Annotated in this window: 18 protein-coding genes; 7 read left to right on the top strand and 11 right to left on the bottom strand. The window is 48.7% G+C overall.

The window, feature by feature from the left end:
• Positions 1 to 19: 19 nt before the first annotated feature.
• The 4 genes from BUB18_RS09745 to BUB18_RS09730 are packed head-to-tail and all read right to left on the bottom strand — an operon-like array spanning position 20 to position 4756.
• Positions 20 to 568 carry a putative glycolipid-binding domain-containing protein gene (locus tag BUB18_RS09745; protein ID WP_073080258.1) on the bottom strand — a complete coding sequence of 183 codons (549 nt, stop codon included), beginning with the start codon at positions 566 to 568 and terminating at the stop codon, positions 20 to 22.
• A gap of 1 nt (position 569) precedes the next feature.
• Positions 570 to 2864 carry an FdhF/YdeP family oxidoreductase gene (locus BUB18_RS09740; RefSeq protein ID WP_073080256.1) on the bottom strand — a complete coding sequence of 765 codons (2295 nt, stop codon included), beginning with the start codon at positions 2862 to 2864 and terminating at the stop codon, positions 570 to 572.
• A gap of 21 nt (positions 2865 to 2885) precedes the next feature.
• Positions 2886 to 3710, bottom strand: coding sequence for a formate dehydrogenase accessory sulfurtransferase FdhD (gene fdhD, locus BUB18_RS09735; protein ID WP_073080254.1), 825 nt, complete (start codon positions 3708 to 3710; stop codon positions 2886 to 2888).
• 35 nt (positions 3711 to 3745) lie between these two features.
• Positions 3746 to 4756 (bottom strand): NADP-dependent oxidoreductase, encoded by a 1011-nt coding sequence (locus BUB18_RS09730; RefSeq protein ID WP_073080486.1) that lies wholly within the window; start codon positions 4754 to 4756, stop codon positions 3746 to 3748.
• Positions 4757 to 4873: 117 nt separating this feature from the next.
• On the opposite strand from BUB18_RS09730, the gene ypfJ reads away from it, so the two are divergent.
• Positions 4874 to 5740, top strand: coding sequence for a KPN_02809 family neutral zinc metallopeptidase (gene ypfJ, locus BUB18_RS09725; protein ID WP_073080252.1), 867 nt, complete (start codon positions 4874 to 4876; stop codon positions 5738 to 5740).
• Here ypfJ and pncB read toward each other — a convergent pair.
• Positions 5737 to 6915 carry a nicotinate phosphoribosyltransferase gene (gene pncB / locus BUB18_RS09720; protein WP_073080250.1) on the bottom strand — a complete coding sequence of 393 codons (1179 nt, stop codon included), beginning with the start codon at positions 6913 to 6915 and terminating at the stop codon, positions 5737 to 5739. The genes ypfJ and pncB overlap by 4 nt on opposite strands.
• A gap of 21 nt (positions 6916 to 6936) precedes the next feature.
• Positions 6937 to 7770, bottom strand: coding sequence for an ion transporter (locus tag BUB18_RS09715; RefSeq protein ID WP_073080248.1), 834 nt, complete (start codon positions 7768 to 7770; stop codon positions 6937 to 6939).
• Between the two features lie 127 nt (positions 7771 to 7897).
• On the opposite strand from BUB18_RS09715, the gene BUB18_RS09710 reads away from it, so the two are divergent.
• Genes BUB18_RS09710 through BUB18_RS09695 form a run of 4 tightly spaced genes read left to right on the top strand, consistent with a single transcriptional unit; the run spans position 7898 to position 10523 of the window.
• Entirely contained in the window at positions 7898 to 8353 is a 456-nt protein-coding gene (locus BUB18_RS09710) for a MarR family winged helix-turn-helix transcriptional regulator (RefSeq protein WP_083549676.1), read from the top strand.
• 60 nt (positions 8354 to 8413) lie between these two features.
• Complete coding sequence (locus tag BUB18_RS09705; protein ID WP_073080246.1) at positions 8414 to 8857, top strand: DinB family protein; 444 nt, start codon at positions 8414 to 8416, stop codon at positions 8855 to 8857.
• A gap of 4 nt (positions 8858 to 8861) precedes the next feature.
• Positions 8862 to 9851 carry an MBL fold metallo-hydrolase gene (locus tag BUB18_RS09700; RefSeq protein WP_245805639.1) on the top strand — a complete coding sequence of 330 codons (990 nt, stop codon included), beginning with the start codon at positions 8862 to 8864 and terminating at the stop codon, positions 9849 to 9851.
• A gap of 6 nt (positions 9852 to 9857) precedes the next feature.
• Positions 9858 to 10523 (top strand): phosphatase PAP2 family protein, encoded by a 666-nt coding sequence (locus BUB18_RS09695; protein WP_073080244.1) that lies wholly within the window; start codon positions 9858 to 9860, stop codon positions 10521 to 10523.
• A gap of 71 nt (positions 10524 to 10594) precedes the next feature.
• On the opposite strand, the gene BUB18_RS09690 is transcribed toward BUB18_RS09695, so the two are convergent.
• The 3 genes from BUB18_RS09690 to BUB18_RS09680 all read right to left on the bottom strand — a co-directional run bounded on the left by BUB18_RS09690 (position 10595) and on the right by BUB18_RS09680 (position 12965).
• Positions 10595 to 11131: a hypothetical protein gene (locus BUB18_RS09690; protein WP_073080242.1), complete on the bottom strand. Its 537-nt coding sequence runs from the start codon at positions 11129 to 11131 to the stop codon at positions 10595 to 10597.
• Between the two features lie 416 nt (positions 11132 to 11547).
• Entirely contained in the window at positions 11548 to 12405 is an 858-nt protein-coding gene (locus tag BUB18_RS09685; protein ID WP_073080241.1) for a phosphatase PAP2 family protein, read from the bottom strand.
• A gap of 53 nt (positions 12406 to 12458) precedes the next feature.
• On the bottom strand, positions 12459 to 12965 hold the full coding sequence (locus BUB18_RS09680; RefSeq protein WP_073080239.1) for an FUSC family protein: 507 nt from the start codon (positions 12963 to 12965) through the stop codon (positions 12459 to 12461).
• A 41-nt stretch (positions 12966 to 13006) separates the two neighbouring features.
• On the opposite strand from BUB18_RS09680, the gene BUB18_RS09675 reads away from it, so the two are divergent.
• Positions 13007 to 14074: a PCMD domain-containing protein gene (locus tag BUB18_RS09675; RefSeq protein ID WP_073080238.1), complete on the top strand. Its 1068-nt coding sequence runs from the start codon at positions 13007 to 13009 to the stop codon at positions 14072 to 14074.
• A gap of 14 nt (positions 14075 to 14088) precedes the next feature.
• Positions 14089 to 14853 (top strand): outer membrane beta-barrel protein, encoded by a 765-nt coding sequence (locus tag BUB18_RS09670; RefSeq protein ID WP_083549666.1) that lies wholly within the window; start codon positions 14089 to 14091, stop codon positions 14851 to 14853.
• Between the two features lie 67 nt (positions 14854 to 14920).
• On the opposite strand, the gene BUB18_RS09665 is transcribed toward BUB18_RS09670, so the two are convergent.
• Together BUB18_RS09665 and BUB18_RS09660 are read right to left on the bottom strand one after the other, a co-directional pair.
• Positions 14921 to 16456 (bottom strand): S10 family peptidase, encoded by a 1536-nt coding sequence (locus BUB18_RS09665; protein WP_245805638.1) that lies wholly within the window; start codon positions 16454 to 16456, stop codon positions 14921 to 14923.
• A 197-nt stretch (positions 16457 to 16653) separates the two neighbouring features.
• On the bottom strand, positions 16654 to 17406 hold the full coding sequence (locus tag BUB18_RS09660) for a helix-turn-helix domain-containing protein (protein WP_245805637.1): 753 nt from the start codon (positions 17404 to 17406) through the stop codon (positions 16654 to 16656).
• Positions 17407 to 17412: the final 6 nt, after the last annotated feature.

Below are 17412 nucleotides of genomic sequence, written 5' to 3'. Positions count from 1 at the left end.
CCGTCAGACCCCGTTTTTTTTAATATCGTCTTTGCAAATATCCCGGATAATCGTTCATGATCCCGTGCTCATCAAAGGAAAGCCGGGCGCTGAAGCCTGAATCCAGGTTTTCGTATAGCCAGTAGTTATCCCGGATCATCGTATACCGTTGCCTTACTTTCTGCAATTCAAATTCAGGCAGCAGGATATAAATTACGTTAATGTCTGCGCTCTGCCCGGGTTGCAGCTGTAGGCGCTTTACCGGCAAACTGTTGGTAAACGGCGTGAGGGAAATGTCAATATCCAGGCAATCGTCAAATGCGGTGATCTGGTTACCATCCTTGTCATACCACTGGCCCAGCAGGTTGCTGGTTACCCTGAGCTCGCGCGCATCTGGTCCGTAGGAACGTATATAAAAGGAATCTGTTTTCCAGTCATTAGTCAGTTCAACTTCATAATGAATGGAAAACGGCAACTCTCGGATAACGCCGGTAATATTGCTTTGTGCAAGCTGATACAGGCCTTTACTTTCGAGTGTGAAATATTCAGTGGAAGTCCAGCGGACACCCTGCCACACAACAGGTTTCATACTATCGTTTAATAGATGAGTTTTTAATACTGATTACGACCAGCTTTGAGGTTGGCGTATTACTTTTATCGGCAACACTGTTCACCGGAACGAGTACATTGGTTTCCGGAAAGTACGTGGCCGTACATGATTCCGGAATGTCATAAGCAATAACTATAAATCCTTTCGCCACCCGTTCGATGCCTTCAAAAGTATTAAACAAATCTACAACATCTCCTGCTTTTATACCAATGGCATGGATATCTTTTTCATTCATGAGTATCACCCGCCTTTCATGATAAATGCCGCGGTAGCGGTCGTCCAGCCCGTAAATGGTGGTGTTGAACTGGTCGTGGCTACGGATGGTCATCATCATGAATTCGCCGGGTTGCAGGGGAGTGGTAACGGTATCGGCTACGTTGAAATTGGCTTTGCCGTTGCTGGTATTGAATTGTCCTATTCTTGACCCGTTTGGTAAATAAAAACCGCCCGGATGCCTTACCCGCTCGTTGTACTGGTCAAATCCCGGTATCACTTTTTCAATATCATTCCGGATATGATCGTAATGAGTGGCATATTGCTGCCACGGTGTCTGCGATTTGTCTTTAAACAACGCCTGTGCCAGTTCGCAAATTATCACCGGTTCACTTCTCAGGTCGTCCGACACGGGGTGCAGGTTGCCCTTCGACATCTGTATCACGCCCATGGAATTTTCGCAGGTCACAAACTGATGTTCGCCGTTGATGATGTCTTTATCACTGCGGCCGAGTGTAGGTAATATAATAGCTTCCTGGCCATGTACTATATGACTTCTGTTTAGTTTGGTAGATACATGCACCGTCAGCTCACAATTGCGAAGTGCCCGGGCAGTGTATTCCGTATCCGGAGTGGCGGAGAGGAAGTTGCCTCCCATAGCGATGAATACCTTTGCGTTTTTGCGGTGCATGGCATGTATGGCGTGCACCACATCGTAGCCATGTTTTTCAGGTGGCTGGAAACCATATACCTCGCGGATGTTTTTCAGCAGGATGGCAGGCGGTTGTTCAAATATGCCCATGGTACGATCCCCCTGCACGTTACTATGCCCGCGCACCGGGCAGGTACCTGCGCCGGGCTTTCCTATACTGCCTTTCAGCAATAAGAGGTTCACCACCTCCCGGATGGTGTCTACTGCATTTTTATGCTGAGTGAGTCCCATTGCCCAGCAGGCAATGATCTTGTTTTTATGTAGGAGTGCCTGTGCTGCCTCACGGATTTTTTCTGAGGGTACACCTGATTCCAGCACCAGCTGCTCAAAATTTTGTGTACGCAGATGTGCAAGGTATTCCTCCACACCGGCAGTTTTTTCCGCAATGAATGCCTGATCAAATACACTACCCGGATGTTTGTCCTCTTCTTCCAGCAGCAACAGGGTAATGGCTTTGAGCAGTGCCATGTCGCCATTGATTTTTACCTGCAGGAAGATGTCGGTCAGGTGGGTTTCAATATTGACGATGCCTTTGAAGGTTTGCGGGTTGAGAAAGCCCAGCAGACCGGTTTCGGGCAAGGGATTAACCGCAATGATTTTAGCTCCGTTCAGCTTTGCCTTTTGCAGGGCAGTGAGCATACGCGGGTGGTTGGTGCCGGGGTTTTGTCCGAGGATGATGATGACTTCTGCTTCGTAAAAGTCTTCCAGTTTTACGGAGCCCTTACCAATGCCTACGGCCTCGCCCAGTGCAACACCGCTGGACTCATGGCACATGTTGGAGCAATCAGGCAGGTTATTGGTCCCATATTCCCTTACCAGCAGTTGGTAGAGGAAGGCGGCTTCGTTACTGGTACGGCCGCTTGTATAAAACACGGCTTCGTCCGGGGATTGTAAGCCACGTAATTTCGCTGCAATCCGCTCGTAGGCTTTTTCCCAGGAGATAGGCCGATAGTGGGTATCGCCGGGAGCGAGGTACATGGGCTGCGCTACCCGTCCTTTCTTACCGATTTCATAATCGGTGAGGTTGCCCAGATCAGCAATGCTATTGGTTGCAAAAAAATCAACGGTGAGTTTTTTGGTGGTAGCCTCTTCGGCAACAGCTTTAGCGCCGTTTTCACAGTATTCTGCGATGGGGGAGCGCTCGTCGTCAGGGTCGGGCCAGGCACATCCAGGGCAATCGTAGCCATGTTTCTGATTTAATTTCAGCAGGGCCTGCATACCCCTGAAGGCATTCATCTCTTCCAGGATATGCTTCATGCTGGATAGAACAGCCGGGATACCTGCTGCTACTGTTTTGGGTTTGCTAAGTTTTAACCCGGTAAATTTAACCGGGTTCTGATCTCCCTGCATGCTCGAAAAATTATATGATGACTAAATCTCCACCCGGTGTGCACCGGAATAAATATTAAAACGTTGTTCCCTCAAAAATCCGATCAGTGTGATGTTCCATTCCTCTGCCATCCTTACCGCCATGCTGGATGGTGCACCAACGGCAGCTACCACTGGTATGCCTGCCATGGCTGCTTTCTGAATCAGTTCAAATCCTGCGCGGCCGCTCAGCAGTAACAGGTGCTGGTCCAGGGGAAACATGGCTTCCCGCATCGCCTTTCCGATCACTTTATCTACTGCATTGTGGCGGCCAATATCTTCCTGTAATATGATCAGCTCTCCTTCATTATCAAACAGCGCGGCAGCATGAATACCACCTGTGCTTTCAAATAGTGATTGCTGTACACGCAGTGTTTCCGGCAGCCGGAAGATGGTGTCAGCGGAAGTGGCAATTACTGCCTTACTAACGCTGGCGCCTGTATGAATATTGGCAATATCTGTTTTTCCGCACATGCCGCATGCTGCGGTGGCGGTGAAGTTACGCTGGCTATTGCCCAACTGCGGTGTTACATTCTCCCGAAGGGTAACAGTAATGATGCTACCTTCTTTGGTAGTTACCATTTTGGTATGTGCAATGGCATCGTAGGAGTGAATGATTCCCTCTGAAAAGAGGAAGCCTGCGGCCAGGTCTTCATCGTTGCCGGGCGTGCGCATGGTAACGGAAACCTGCTGCTGGCGGCGGTTATGGGTTGGTCCTGATATAATACGTATCTCCAGCGGTTCTTCCGTTGCAAGTACATCATCGGAGTCCAGCATGCCGCTGTTGCCTACTTTTTTTACGCGGGTATGTACTACTGGTTTTGTCATGCTTAAAAATATGGAATCCCACTGCAATTTCCGTTTTAAACTTTTACGATCAGCTTACCCTGGTTTTTACCTGCAAACAGTGCCAGGAAAGCCTCTGGTAATTTGTCAAATCCTTCCATGGTGGTTTCCGTGTATTTTAATTTGCCTTGCTTTACCCATTCCACCAATGCTTTAAAGCCTTCCCCGAAACGGGAGGCATAATTACCGATGGTAAAGCCCTGCATTAATAAACTTCTTGTAATCATGATGGGCTGCACACGAGGGCCTACAGGCACTTCGGTGCTGTTGTACAAAGCGATCTGCCCGCAGAGCGGAATGCGGCCAAAAGTGTTCATGTTGGCCATCACGCCATCTGATATCTCCCCACCTACATTATCAAAATAGATGTCCACCCCGTTAGGGCAGGCTGCTGCCACACTGGATTTCATGTCCTGGTTGCCTTTATAGTCAATGGCAGCATCGAAGTTGAATACATCGGTGAGCAGTTTCACCTTTTCGGTACCGCCGGCAATGCCCACCACGCGGCATCCATGTATCTTTCCGATTTGGCCTACCACAATACCCACTGCACCTGCCGCTCCTGAAATCACCAGGGTTTCACCTGCTTTGGGCTTGCCGATATCCAGTAACCCAAAATATGCGGTGAGTCCGGGCATGCCTAGGATCCCGAGGTAATAGCTGGGAGGAACGCTGTTGTCGATTTTCTTCAGGTGCGTGGCATTGTAAATACTGGCGGTTGCCCAGGGCAGTAAAGGGCGGGAGGAGGTCAGCATTACCAGGTCGCCCGGCTGAAAATTGCTATCCATGCTTTCTGCCACGGCAGCTACGCCACCGCTTTCGATCGGTTGACCTACTTCAAACGGAGGGATATAGGATTTGGTATCATTCATCCTGCCGCGCATATAAGGGTCTACTGAATAATAGACGGGCTTGATCAGCACTTCTCCCTGCTGTAGTTCCGGTAAATCGACCGTAACGGTTTTAAAGGTTTTGCTGTCCGGTAGTCCTTTAGGCCTTGCTGCAAAAATGATCTGTTCAGCTTTCATGCGATTGGTTTTAGATGCCATGTTTTGGTGTACTTCTAATTTACTACTTTTTGCATGTTTATCGGCAGACAAATTGTAATTTCGGGATACAGAAACTTCTTAAACCCTACTACAACTATGCGTTTAGACGATGAACAAATGAGCGACAATGTCGAGAAACAAACCGGCGGCGGTATGCGTAAAGGCGTGATTGGCGGCGGTGTTGGCGCTATCATCATTTTTGTAATTGCGTTGTTCCTCAAGCAGGATCCTCAAACGGTAATGCAGGCCGTGGAACAGGTGCAGGGCCCTGCAGACGGTGGCACTACCGAACAGCTCACCAAAGAAAACAGCAGCGCCATTGAGCAGTTTTCTTCCAAAGTGCTGCACAGCACGGAAGCGGTATGGACTGATCAGTTTGCAAAACTGGGTATGACTTATGAAGAACCCAGGATGCGCCTGTTCACGGATGCGACCGTATCCGCCTGCGGCGCGGCAGAATCGGCCATGGGCCCATTCTACTGCCCGGCAGATAAAAAGGTGTACCTGGACGTTTCGTTTTTTAATGAACTCGAACAACGTTTCCGTGTGCAGGGTGATTTTGCAAAAGCCTATGTGATCGCACATGAGGTGGGCCACCACGTACAAAACCTGCTCGGCATCAGCCGCAAAGTGCAATCCATGCGTAGTCAGCTGAGTGAAAAAGAATACAATAAATTATCCGTGATGCTGGAGCTGCAGGCAGATTTCCTCGCCGGCCTCTGGGCAAACCACGCAGATAAAATGAGAAGTATCCTTGAGGCAGGAGATATTGAATCCGGATTATCTGCTGCCAGCGCGGTAGGCGATGATAAACTACAACAGGCCGGCACTGGCCAGATTGTACCGGATGCTTTCACACATGGCACCTCTGCCCAACGCATGGCCTGGTTTAAGAAAGGTTATGAAACCGGTGACCTGAGTCAGGGCGATACCGGTATCGGTTTGGGTCGTGCATCCAATTAATCAATTCCAAGGATGGTTTTCGCCAGGGCAATGGTTTGTTCATCCCCGGTGTATTTACCACTGACGTCAGATAACTTCACTACAGGAGCCCATCTCGGAGCATCTTCGGGATGGGCTTCATACATTTTAATCACAATGTTGAGGGCCTTAAGGCCTACATCATTGGTGAAATCCGTACCGATCCCAAACGACATTCCAATTCTGCCCCTGCAATAGTCGGCTATCACAGCCACTTTTTCATAGTCCAGCCCGTCTGAGAAGATAATGGTTTTGCTGAGCGGGTCTACATTCTTACTGATGTAATGGGCAATCGTTTTATCTGCAAAAATCAATGGATCGCCGCTGTCGTGCCTTACGCCGTCAAACAACTTGGCGAATTTTTTATCGAATTGTTCGAAGAATACATCTGTGGTGTAGGTATCAGACAGGGCGATGCCAAGATCGCCCCGATATACGTGTACCCATTGTTCCAGCCCGAGCATATTGGCCATTTTAAACCCGTATTTAGCGGCATGAAACATGAACCATTCATGTGCGTGAGTGCCCACCGGCTTCACGCCATTACGCATGGCCAGGTGTACGTTGCTGGTGCCGATGAAGGTGCCTTCGCCGTACTTGCGCAGCGTTTGTACCACGAGTTTATGCACGGCGAGGGAATGCCGGCGCCGCGTGCCAAATTCAGCGATGGTGATCTGTAGTTGCTTGTAATTTTCGATTTTTTCGCGGGTGATACGAATCACTTCTTCGTCGGGCAGGCGTTGCTGGCCGGTTTGTTCATAATAGAGCTCGCAGATCAGCGACATCAAGGGTACTTCCCAGAGGATGGTGCGGTACCAGTAGCCATCCACGATTACTTCGAGGTCGGCCCCATGCTGCGAAATATGTACCTCGTCAGGGTTGTAGCGGTAGCCCTGCAGGAAATCGAGGTAAGTGGGATCCAGGTAGGGGCAGGTGACGGCGAGGTAATCTTTTTCTTCTTTGGTGAGTTGCAGGTGCTGCATGGCGTCAACGGCCTGTCGCAATACCTTATCAAATCCCGGCGGGAAGGCATGGTGGCCGCGGTTTATAAACTTGTACCTGGCGCGTGCCTTAGGAAATAATTTGACCACGCAATGCTGCATGGTGAACTTATAGAAGTCGTTGTCCAGTATAGACGTCAGTATACCTGTATTCATGAACCGGTTTTATACATTATATCAGAGATGCGTACCACAGTATTTACAGAAAAGGGCATCGTGATCATCAATTTTCATATGGCAGCCGGGACATTCCCGGGCTTTGAGATCATAGGCGGCGCGCCGCATGCGGGTCATTTCCGCCGTCACAATGCCTGTGGGAACGGCAATAATGGCGTACCCCATGATCATGATCACCGCTGAAAAGGCCTGGCCAATGGGCGTTACGGGTGCAATATCTCCATAACCAACAGTGGTTAATGTAACCACCGCCCAGTAGATGCTTACCGGAATGCTGGTGAAACCGGAGTTGTGGCTGGATTCAATGACATACATAATAGAGCCTAACACTACGGTGAGCAGCATGATAAAGAAAAAGAACACGGCAATTTTACGACGACTCCTTTGCAATGCCAGCATGAGCTGTCTGCCTTCGTGCAGGAAGGGCACCAGTTTGAAGATACGGAAGATCCGCATCAGTCGCAGTATCCGGATGGTGATCAGGAAATGCCCGCCACCCATCAGAAATTCCACATAACTGGGTATCACACATAATAAATCAATGATGCCATAAAAGCTGGTGATGTACCGTTTTGGTTTGGGGGTGCACCATACACGTAACAGGTATTCGAGTGTAAAGAGAATGGTGAACACCCATTCCAGCCAATTAAAGAGGCTGCTATACCTGATTTGCAGTGGCTGTACACTTTCCATCATTACGATGGCCACGCTGGCAAGAATAATAATTAGCAGGCAGATGTCAAATACTCTGCCCGCAGGTGTATCCGATAAAAAGATAGTCCTGTATAGCTGCTTTCTTAGTGCCGACCTGTGTTTATGCGTTTCGTTAGTCATCCTCCTGAATTCTGTTTGTCAAACAATTAGGTGCTGGTATATGTTTAAATTGTGTTGTAATCAGATTTAGCTGTAATTCTTTTAGTAATTTAGTTAACCGAAATACTTGATTAAACCCAATGAACCAATGAGTGAACCTGAAATCGCGGACATACTGCGCTCTGCAGTCAGCCGTAATATAACGCGCGCGCACACAGCTTACCGACTCAGACTACTGGCTGTATTTATGGAGAAAGGAGTGGACCTTACCCCGGATATGTATTTTATTCTGCGTCACCTCTGGGGGGAGCAGGATGGTTGCCGGCAGCAGGAGCTGGCCGACAAAACCGACAAAGATAAGGCCAGTTTGACCAAGCTGGTTGATAACCTCGAAAAGCGTGGCCTGGTGCGCCGCTCCATGGACGGGGAAGACCGCCGCAGCAAACGCGTATGGCTGACGCCTGTTGGTAAAGACCTTAAAGAAATCGTATATCCGCTGGCGTTACAAGTAGTAGCTACTGCTGAAAACGGTGTGGATCAGGAAGACATACAGCGTGTAAAGCAAACCCTTGACGCGTTAGTGAAAAACCTTAAAAGAGGCTGACCGGTCTGCCTCGGGTAGTAATGGTTATTATTCGTACTTTGCGGGTAATAATAGTATATCATGCTTAATAATATCCTACCTGCTTTATTTGAAGTAGAAATCAATAAACTCGAAGAGGAAATCAGGTTATATACATCCGATGAGGATGTATGGAAAGTGCTGCCCGGCACTTCCAATTCCGGTGGTACGCTGTGTTTGCACATCTGCGGCAACCTGCGTCATTTTATAGGGGTGGGATTTGGAAACACTGGCTATGTACGCGACCGGCCCTATGAATTCAGCGCCCGTGATCTTAAGCGGGAGGTACTGCTGGAGGCCATCGCCGATACCCGGAACATGCTGTCGGCGGTGCTGCCTACGCTGGACCCCGTGAAAATGGAACAGGATTTTACCGATAATCCTATGCAGGTGCCTATGACCTATGGTGCATTTGTGGTGCATATATATGGTCATATGCGTTATCATCTCGGACAAATTAATTATCACAGACGAATCATCAGCTAATACCGTGGCATTACAATCACATCTTGAGGGAAAGAAATACCAGAACCCGGTGCCTACTTCCATGGCCATAGCCAATATGCCGGCATTGATATGGAAGTACCTTACGTATAAGGGTAAACGAAGTCCGTTGGTACCGCTGGGACCATTTCGGGTGAGCGCAGCCGCGCTGTTGCCGGCCGCTTCGCAGTCGCTGCAAATTACCTGGCTGGGGCATTCCAGCTATATCCTTGAGATGGATGGCAAGCGGTTAATCATTGACCCCGTGTTTGCCAGCAGGGCGTCCCCGTTTTCGTTTATGGGGCCCAGGCGCTTTTTTGCGGCGCCGCTGCTGCCAGCTGAACTGCCACCAATAGATGTGGTGGTGTTGTCGCACGACCATTACGATCACCTGGACCGGCACATGATGCATTACCTCAGCAAAAAGGTGAAGCAGTTCGTATGTCCGAAAGGGGTGGAGAAGCATTTATTGCGCTGGGGTATTCCGGCGGAAAATATTGCGGTGCTGGACTGGACGCAAAGTTTCCGGATCAGCGATACGTTGAGTTTAACGGCTACGCCTGCACGACATTTTTCCGGCCGGTGGTTTCACCGGAATGAAACGTTGTGGTCATCGTATGTGTTGCAGGGGAGGGATAAAAAGGTATTTATCGGCGGCGACTCCGGATTTTTCGATGGATTTGCCGAGATTGGAGCGGTCTATGGTCCATTTGACCTTACCATCCTGGAGATCGGAGCTTATGATGCCAACTGGCCGGATATTCATATGGGACCCGAAAAGGCTGCGCAGGCACATCTGGCGCTGAAGGGCAGGGTGATGTTGCCGGTGCACTGGGGTACCTTCAACCTGGCATTTCATGACTGGGACGAGCCTGCAGAAAGGATGGTGCAGCTGGCGGAGGAGAAAAATATTATCCTGTGGATGCCTGCTCCAGGCGAAACGGGTGAGCTCCCGGATGGGAATCGCATCAGTTATTGGTGGAGGGCATATAAATAAACAGGCATGAAGAAATTAGCGAAGGTTTATAACGGCCTTAAATTATATCTCTGGTGTTACCTGCCTTTTTTTGCCGCGTTGGTGCTGGTGAAAATGTTATTCAGCAGAGACGATATTTATTTTTTTATTAATAGTCGCCATACCGCATTCGGGGACTGGTTTTTTCCACTGGTTACGCATCTGGGGAGTGTAGCCGCTGCCGTGGTATTTACGGTGGTAGTGTTTTTCTTCAGTAAGCGGGAGAGTTTTATACTGGCTGGTGCCTATTGTTTTACGGCGCTGGTGAACTTCCTGCTGAAGTTCTGGGTGGCTTTTCCGCGGCCGCACCGTTATTTTGCCCAGAAGATAGAGCAGGCAATTAATGATCCGCGCCTGCACGGTATATATTATGTACCGGGGGTGGATGTATTGGATAATTTCCGGAGTTTCCCATCTGGGCATACCGTATGTGCTTTTACCGCGGCCACAGTGCTGGCATATTTTACGAAGAACAAGGCCTGGTCGTTGCCATATCTGGCGGTGGCTATACTGGTGGGCTATTCGCGCATGTATATGAGTCAGCACTTTTTCGAGGATGTGGCGATTGGGTCTTTGGTGGGTATAGTGCTCACAATGGCCTGGCTGGCATTAACGGATGGGAAAGGTTTTGCCGCGGGCGCTAATCATGCGTAGCTATAGCGCCGTTTCAGACGGAGATCTGCTGTAGCTTTTTCTTTTATCTCAATGGCAAATAAAAAAAGGGGTCAGAAAACCTGACCCCTGGTGATCCGTTGAGGGAGATTGATGGTGCAATGCTGTTGCGTATCGTTGTATTTGCTCATGGCTTCATCATACATTTCAGCCGGTGAAGGGTACTTCCTTTGCCTGGGCTGGTACCATTTAGGAACTTCAGTATAGCGTGCCCAGATGATTTCATAGCCGATGAATATCTTGTATCTGCCTTCCTGCACGTCGTCGGCATGCCCCAATCTTCTTTCCTCTCCCGGGGCGAGGTTGTTAATTAACCGTATTTCCTGGGAGGTTCCAATATCTGTTTTAATCACCTGCTTTACTGCTACCGTCATCCATCGGTTTCCTGAATTGTTCCGGATGCTCCTAAGGTACCGGGATACGTTAAATAAATGGTTCGAAGTACCTACTATCCGTGCATCTGCAATGGCGTCTTCGCCGGGGCAAGGCGTGGTGTAATGTTCAGACAGTTTAAACTTTCGCAGCACCTGGATACGGTAAAGCAGGTACATGGAAATACAGGCCAACAGAAAAATAAAGGGTCCGTACATAGTTATCTTGATTGAAAAGTTCCTGATTTTCAGGTTATCAATATTTGAGATATCAATCTCAAAATGAAATTATGTCTATTTTTTTTGTCATTCCTTTATTAGATGTTAACGAAACAGAAAATATTCCATGCGAGATTTGAAATTCTCTAATTAACCAACGGTTTACAAAATTATCGGGATATAAAATTGAAATTTGCCGATGCTAATTAGAAAATGGTGTTCATTACCATGGTGTTATCTTTAGGGTATTAAAACAGATAGGTGCAGATTGGACGACCCCACCAAATAGAGGAACCTATTAAAAAAGAGTAATTTTTTAAATGGCATGGCCCAATGTGAGATTGCTCACAATCCTGGCAGCAGGCTATGCTTCGTTTGAAGGAATCCCCACTATGCCACTTTGAGTAAGACTTTTATCAGAAGCTTGTAAGCGATAAGCTAACCCCTGCAGTTTTCCATTGTGCATTGTAATACGGTAGCATTACCACATTCTTGTGTTCGGGAAACAGCTTGCGTTGTATGACCGGATAAATCCAGTACGCGGCTTTGGTGCTGAGAATACCAAATCCGGCGCCGGCTACCACATCGCTGAGCCAGTGACGGTTATTATACATGCGCATTGCACCTGTGGCGGTAGCCACCGCATAACCGGCAATGCCTATCCAGGGGGATACATCCTTATATTCCTGCCGCAGAAATTCCGCAGACGCAAAGGCATTGGCAGTATGGCCGCTGGGGAAGCTCAGGTTGTTACTACCATCAGGCCTCATCTCGCCGGTTTGTCTCTTCACAAATCCCACCGTGCTGGCATTAATAATAGCGGCGAGGCCGAGGATAATCGTACGGTCGCGCAGGTTATGCCAGCCCTTAACTCCCGCAGCATTCAACACATACACCGCTACCGCGGGTGAATATTGCATAAAATTATCGACCCCGGTGCTGAAATTGGGATTATGTTCCTGGATCTCCGTTTTAGTACTGTGGTTTAAATCCTTCAGGGTGTTGCTATGCAAGGCGACGAACCCGTAGCCGATCATGGCCGCTGGTACAATAATCCCGGCTGCACTGCAAACGAATGACTTATTTTTGTTTTCCTTTACGGTACTTAATTGCAGGGGAGATATAGGTGTAATTTCGGGAATGGTATCGGCTGTGATCAGGGATTTGACACGTTGTGCCGCTGTATCTGGTACCTGCTGTAGGTCGGTTTGTTGTGCTGATAAGCTATTCCAACGCACCATGGCTACTAACGCCATAAATATCATTTTCTTCATGCAACGCTCCTTGTTAGAATAAAAGTATCACTTAATTCTGTAGCAATTCTGTGTTACGCCTCATTTGTTGTATCTGGCTGAGACACAGGTCGTTGTGTAAGTTTGTTGTGAAACAGGAAGGTAATTCCCAAGCCGATGATGCATCCGGCAATAACCGAGAGTACCCTGCCGATGGCGGTATCCCAGGGGTGCTGCCCCGCCTCATGCGTCATTACTATGATCGCTGCTGCCAGCGCAGTACGTGTGGCTGCTTCCAGCTGTAACAAATTGCAGAGGATAACTGTTATAATTACAGCAATACTCATCATAAGCACCAGATCAGGATGAATCAGTATCAGCAGGAATCCTGACACAGCGCCGATCAGATTGGCTTTAATACGTGTAACCGCAAGCGTTACAGCGTCTGAACCATCGGGAGATAATACCAGCATCACAGAAATCAGCACCCATACTGTATCTTTGTAGCCAATTATCCACGATGCCAGGCTTACAAACAATACCCCGGTAACACATTTGGCTGCGTATATGCTTACGCGTTTGATTCGAACTTTATCGGGCATATACAATGTTAATGAATTTTACGAAACTAACAGATTTACTGATGATTAAACGGACATTATGTTTCGGCGCCATCCTGGCAACGCTTTTCAGCAGCAGTTGCATCAAGGATGCCCCATTAAGCCCGGAGGCGGATATCGACTCCTTCATTGTTGACCAGGACGACCTCACCGGTGCCGTCTTTATTGATGAGGCTAACTCCCGTGTACAATTGTACCTCACACAGGATGCCTATGAAAACGGAATCGTACCCAGGGTGGTGGCCATACCCGGGGCCACCGTTGAGCCAGCCAATGGTGATACCCTGAAATTTGACCAGGTAACCGGCGCGGGCCTTACCAGCTATAAGATAACCTCACAGGATGGTAAGTACCATAAAACCTATACCGTGTCGGTAGTGAATATTGGGGTTTGGGCGTGGGACTTTGAAAACTGGGTGGTGCAGGATCCCAGCAAATATATGTACCCCATAGAACCGGATTCTTCTGTTATCTGGTCTTCAGGAAACCCTGGTATTGCATTGGCGGGGGTGCAAAAAGATCCCAAACAATATCCTTTGCGTGATACCACCGAGCCATATCACGGACAATATTGCGCGGTACTGGAAACACGCGGTGGAACGGCATTGTCCAGCCTGGTAGGTATAAAGCTGTTTGCAGGCAATTTTTTCCTGGGGGTATTCGACAGCCGCTACGGCCTCTCTAACCCGCTGGCATCTACGCAGTTTGGTCAGCCTTACCGTGGCCGGCCGAAAAGATTCAGAGGATATTATAAATACCAGCCCGGTCCCATCTACCAGGATAAGGCCGGTAAGCAAGTGGCCGGCGCTACTGATTCATGTTCGATATATGCAGTGCTGTATGGTGGAACCACCCGGCTGGATGGAACCAATATCCAGACTTCTGACCGGATAATCGCCGTGGCGAAATTGGCCGACGCCAGTGCAAAGTCAGTGTATACCCGCTTTGATCTCCCGTTCATTTACCTAAAAGATGTGGAGCAACAAATGATGCTGGCTATTGTAATGTCGTCCAGTTATAAAGGGGACCAGTATGAAGGCGCCATTGGCAGCCGTTTACTGGTCGACAGCCTACAGATTATTCACCAATAAAGATCTTGCATACGATGAGGAATATTTATAAACTATTGATTGTATTAATGGTCAGCAGTGCTGCCGGTAATCTGATGGCACAGGATAATATCAGCACCTTTAAGCCATTCCTGGAACACCGTATAGTCGCGGGGCTTAACTTTGGGGCCACTGCGCCCATGGGCTTTCCTAATACCATACGTGCTATTGATGGCTACTGGCCTGAGTTTTCACCGGCATTAGGCTATGAACTCAGTGTACGTGCCTCCGAGAAATGGGGCGCCGCCATCGGTGTGAAAATGGATTTCAAAGGTATGGGTACCAAAGACGAAGTACAGTATTTTCATACCATTATTACTGTCCAGGATGGTTCCAGCACCGGAACTTTTGAAGGTTTATTCACCGGCAAAAACAAAACTATTGCCCGCAATGCATATGTCACTTTTCCGATAAGCGCGGTATTTACACCCAGCAACAACTGGCGTTTTTCCCTTGGTGGCTATATGGCCTGGAAGTTCAGCGCCAATTTTCACGGAAATGTATCCGATGGCTATATCCGTAATGGCGGCCCAACCGGAGAAAAGGTAATTGTAGACGAAGCCACTTTCGATTTTAGTAGTGAGGTCAGAAATTTTGACGTAGGTTTTCAAGGTGGAGCAGAACGTAGGGTTGGTAAAAAGCTGAGTGTTTTAGGGAACCTGGCATGGGGCGTAAGGCCTTTATTCCCGAGTGATTTTAAGGGATTGGATTTTCCACTCTATAATGTGTTCCTGATGTTGGGAGTGAGTTATAAAATTTAACCCTGTTGTGATTACGCTTCCGTCAAAGACGGAAGCGTAATCACCTTTATATAGGGGTAATAAAGCACTAATATTTCGCCGGCTGTCCTGCCTTTGGCAACGAAGCCCTGATAAAATTCCTGATATCATCATTACCCGTTGCCAGGTCATCTTTGCGTAAATACATCATATGCCCGCTCCTGTAGCCCTTCCACGATAATCTGTCTTTCAGCCTGCCACCAGGATCCAACTGCCACATACTGTACTTCGCATTAAAGTAATCGCAGGCACCATCATAGTACCCGGATTGAATCATCACATGGAGGTAAGGATTCTGCGCCATTGCCTGCCGCAGGTTTTCGCCGGTATTGTCGTTACCTCGGTCCCAGGGATGCACAGGGCCAAACATCATATATTTCAAATCCGTTTTTACACCCAGTTCCTCCCGTAGGTAAATATTGATCGCCGGAGTGAAAGCATGCAGCCAGCTGGTGAGCTCTGCATTGTAATCAGGGCTGTCGCCTGCCAGCTCGCGGTCCATTCCCCTGTAGCGACTATCCAGTCGACCTACCGTAAACCCCTTATCCCGCAGCAGCTCTTTCCAGAAATAATTCGTAGGTACGTCCAGGTTATATTGGAGGATCACCTGTTCCGATAAGCCGGAGTACCTGGCCATTTTAGCGGCAATATTACGACGTTGCTGATCGTCGAGGAAGCCGCCCTGGCTGATGGCCGGCAACAGTTCTTTGATGGTGAAGTCTTCCACTTCCGGCAGAAAGGCCGTCAGGTCCTTCTGTTGCAGGTCAGCCGCCAGCGCTTTGTGGTACCAGGCGGTAGCTGCATAATAAGGTAAACGTAAAGCGGCATCTACCGGGCCATTTCTGTTAATACCCAGTTCAGTTGGGGAGACGAGAATGACACCGTTGAGGTACATCCACTGTGAGTTCTGCAATTCCAGGGCCAGGCCGGAAGCACGGGTAGTACCGTAGCTTTCACCGATCAGGTATTTCGGAGAGGCCCATCTGTTGTGGCGCGATACAAAAGTATTGATCCACTCCGCCAGGTAGCGGATGTCCGCATTTACACCGAAAAATTTTTCCCGCGGTACATCTTTGGATGCCAGACGGCTAAAGCCTGTGTTGGCCGGATCGATGTAGAGGATATCAGCCACGTCGAGGATGGACTGGCTGTTTTCGTGTATGCCATAAGGTTGTACCGGGTAGCCTTCGTCATCGATGTTGAGCAGGCGGGGCCCTGTATAGGCGATCTGCATCCATACAGAAGGCGTGCCGGGGCCTCCATTGAAGGAGATCACCAGCGGGCGGCCAGCTTTGTCTTTTACATCTGTACGCTCGTAGTAGGTGTAAAATATGCCGGCCAGTACTTTGCCGCTTTCATCCCAAACGGGTTGGGTGCCGGCGGTAGATTTGTAAGGGATGCGCTGGCCTTTAATGGTTACTTCGTGTGTGCTGACAATGGTGGTGTCAGGGCTCATTGAAACAGCCGATTGGCTTACTGGTTTTGCAGGAGGCGCCTGTGCCGGCGCTTTCTGTTGTGCAACTGCATGCAGGCTCAGTCCTGCCAGCAGTGCCGGAAACAGCAGCTGTTTTTTCATTGTGTTCATATAGTTGTTTAGATCTTGATTGAGCAGTAATATGAGTCAATTAGCTTACAAATGCAAGGGCTTTTATCTGGATGGTTACAGGCTGCTATTGCTGGCGTTCCGGGTGTAGGGAGATGCCGGTGCCGCTGGGAAGGTATTCGCAGATACTCATCCCAGACCTTTTTGGGATGTAGGAAGATACCGGTGCTCCTGAAAGTTTATGCTTCTTCCTCCGGCGGTATGGATTTACTGAGATGCTGGTAATCCGAAGGACGCCTTCCAGTTAGTTTAAAAAAGGTATTGCTGAATGCGGACACACTGTTGTAGCCCGTATCCCAGGCGATTTCACTGATGGTTTTATCCGTTTCCATGAGGTAACCCATGGCGCGCGACATGCGGGCGATTTTCAGGTACTGGAAAAACGAAATATCCATGGTGGACCTGAAGAGTCTGGTGAGCGTGCGCTCGCTGGTGTTGAATTTCTGACAAACAGTTTCCATGGTCAGCGGCTCTGCTATATTCTCCTGGATAAACCGCAGTATGGGGCTCATGCGCGGGTTATCGCTGGTAGGTAAAGTAATTGGCAATGGGCTGGTGCTGATTTCAGGCAGCAGGTACTTCATAGCTTTTATAAACGTAAACGGCTTGGTGCCAGGCATGATGTTGCCTTCCCAGCGGGAGGTAAATAACAGCATCTCCAGCAGGAGGTTGGTAACGGGGTAAATACCGGTAGTGCTGTAAAACGGTTCATTGGCATCTTCCTTTTCCGTAAAAAAATAAATCGAACGAACATAATTGGCCGGATAGCGATGTGCAAAGTAATGCTCTACCCCCGCAGGCACCCACATATAGTGCCTGGCAGGCAGGAAGTAAGTTTTTTCCCTGGTGTATAAAAATGCAGCGCCACCCTCAACATAGGTCAACTGTCCTTTGTTATGCTTATGAAAAGGGAAGTGATGTTCGGTTTTCATATGCCA

Origin of the sequence: Chitinophaga jiangningensis, assembly GCF_900142605.1 — a bacterium.
In the GTDB taxonomy this organism is placed as follows: Bacteria; Bacteroidota; Bacteroidia; order Chitinophagales; family Chitinophagaceae; genus Chitinophaga; species Chitinophaga jiangningensis.
The sequence above is the reverse complement of the archived record's forward strand: the minus strand, read 5'-3'. Positions and strand labels throughout refer to the sequence as shown.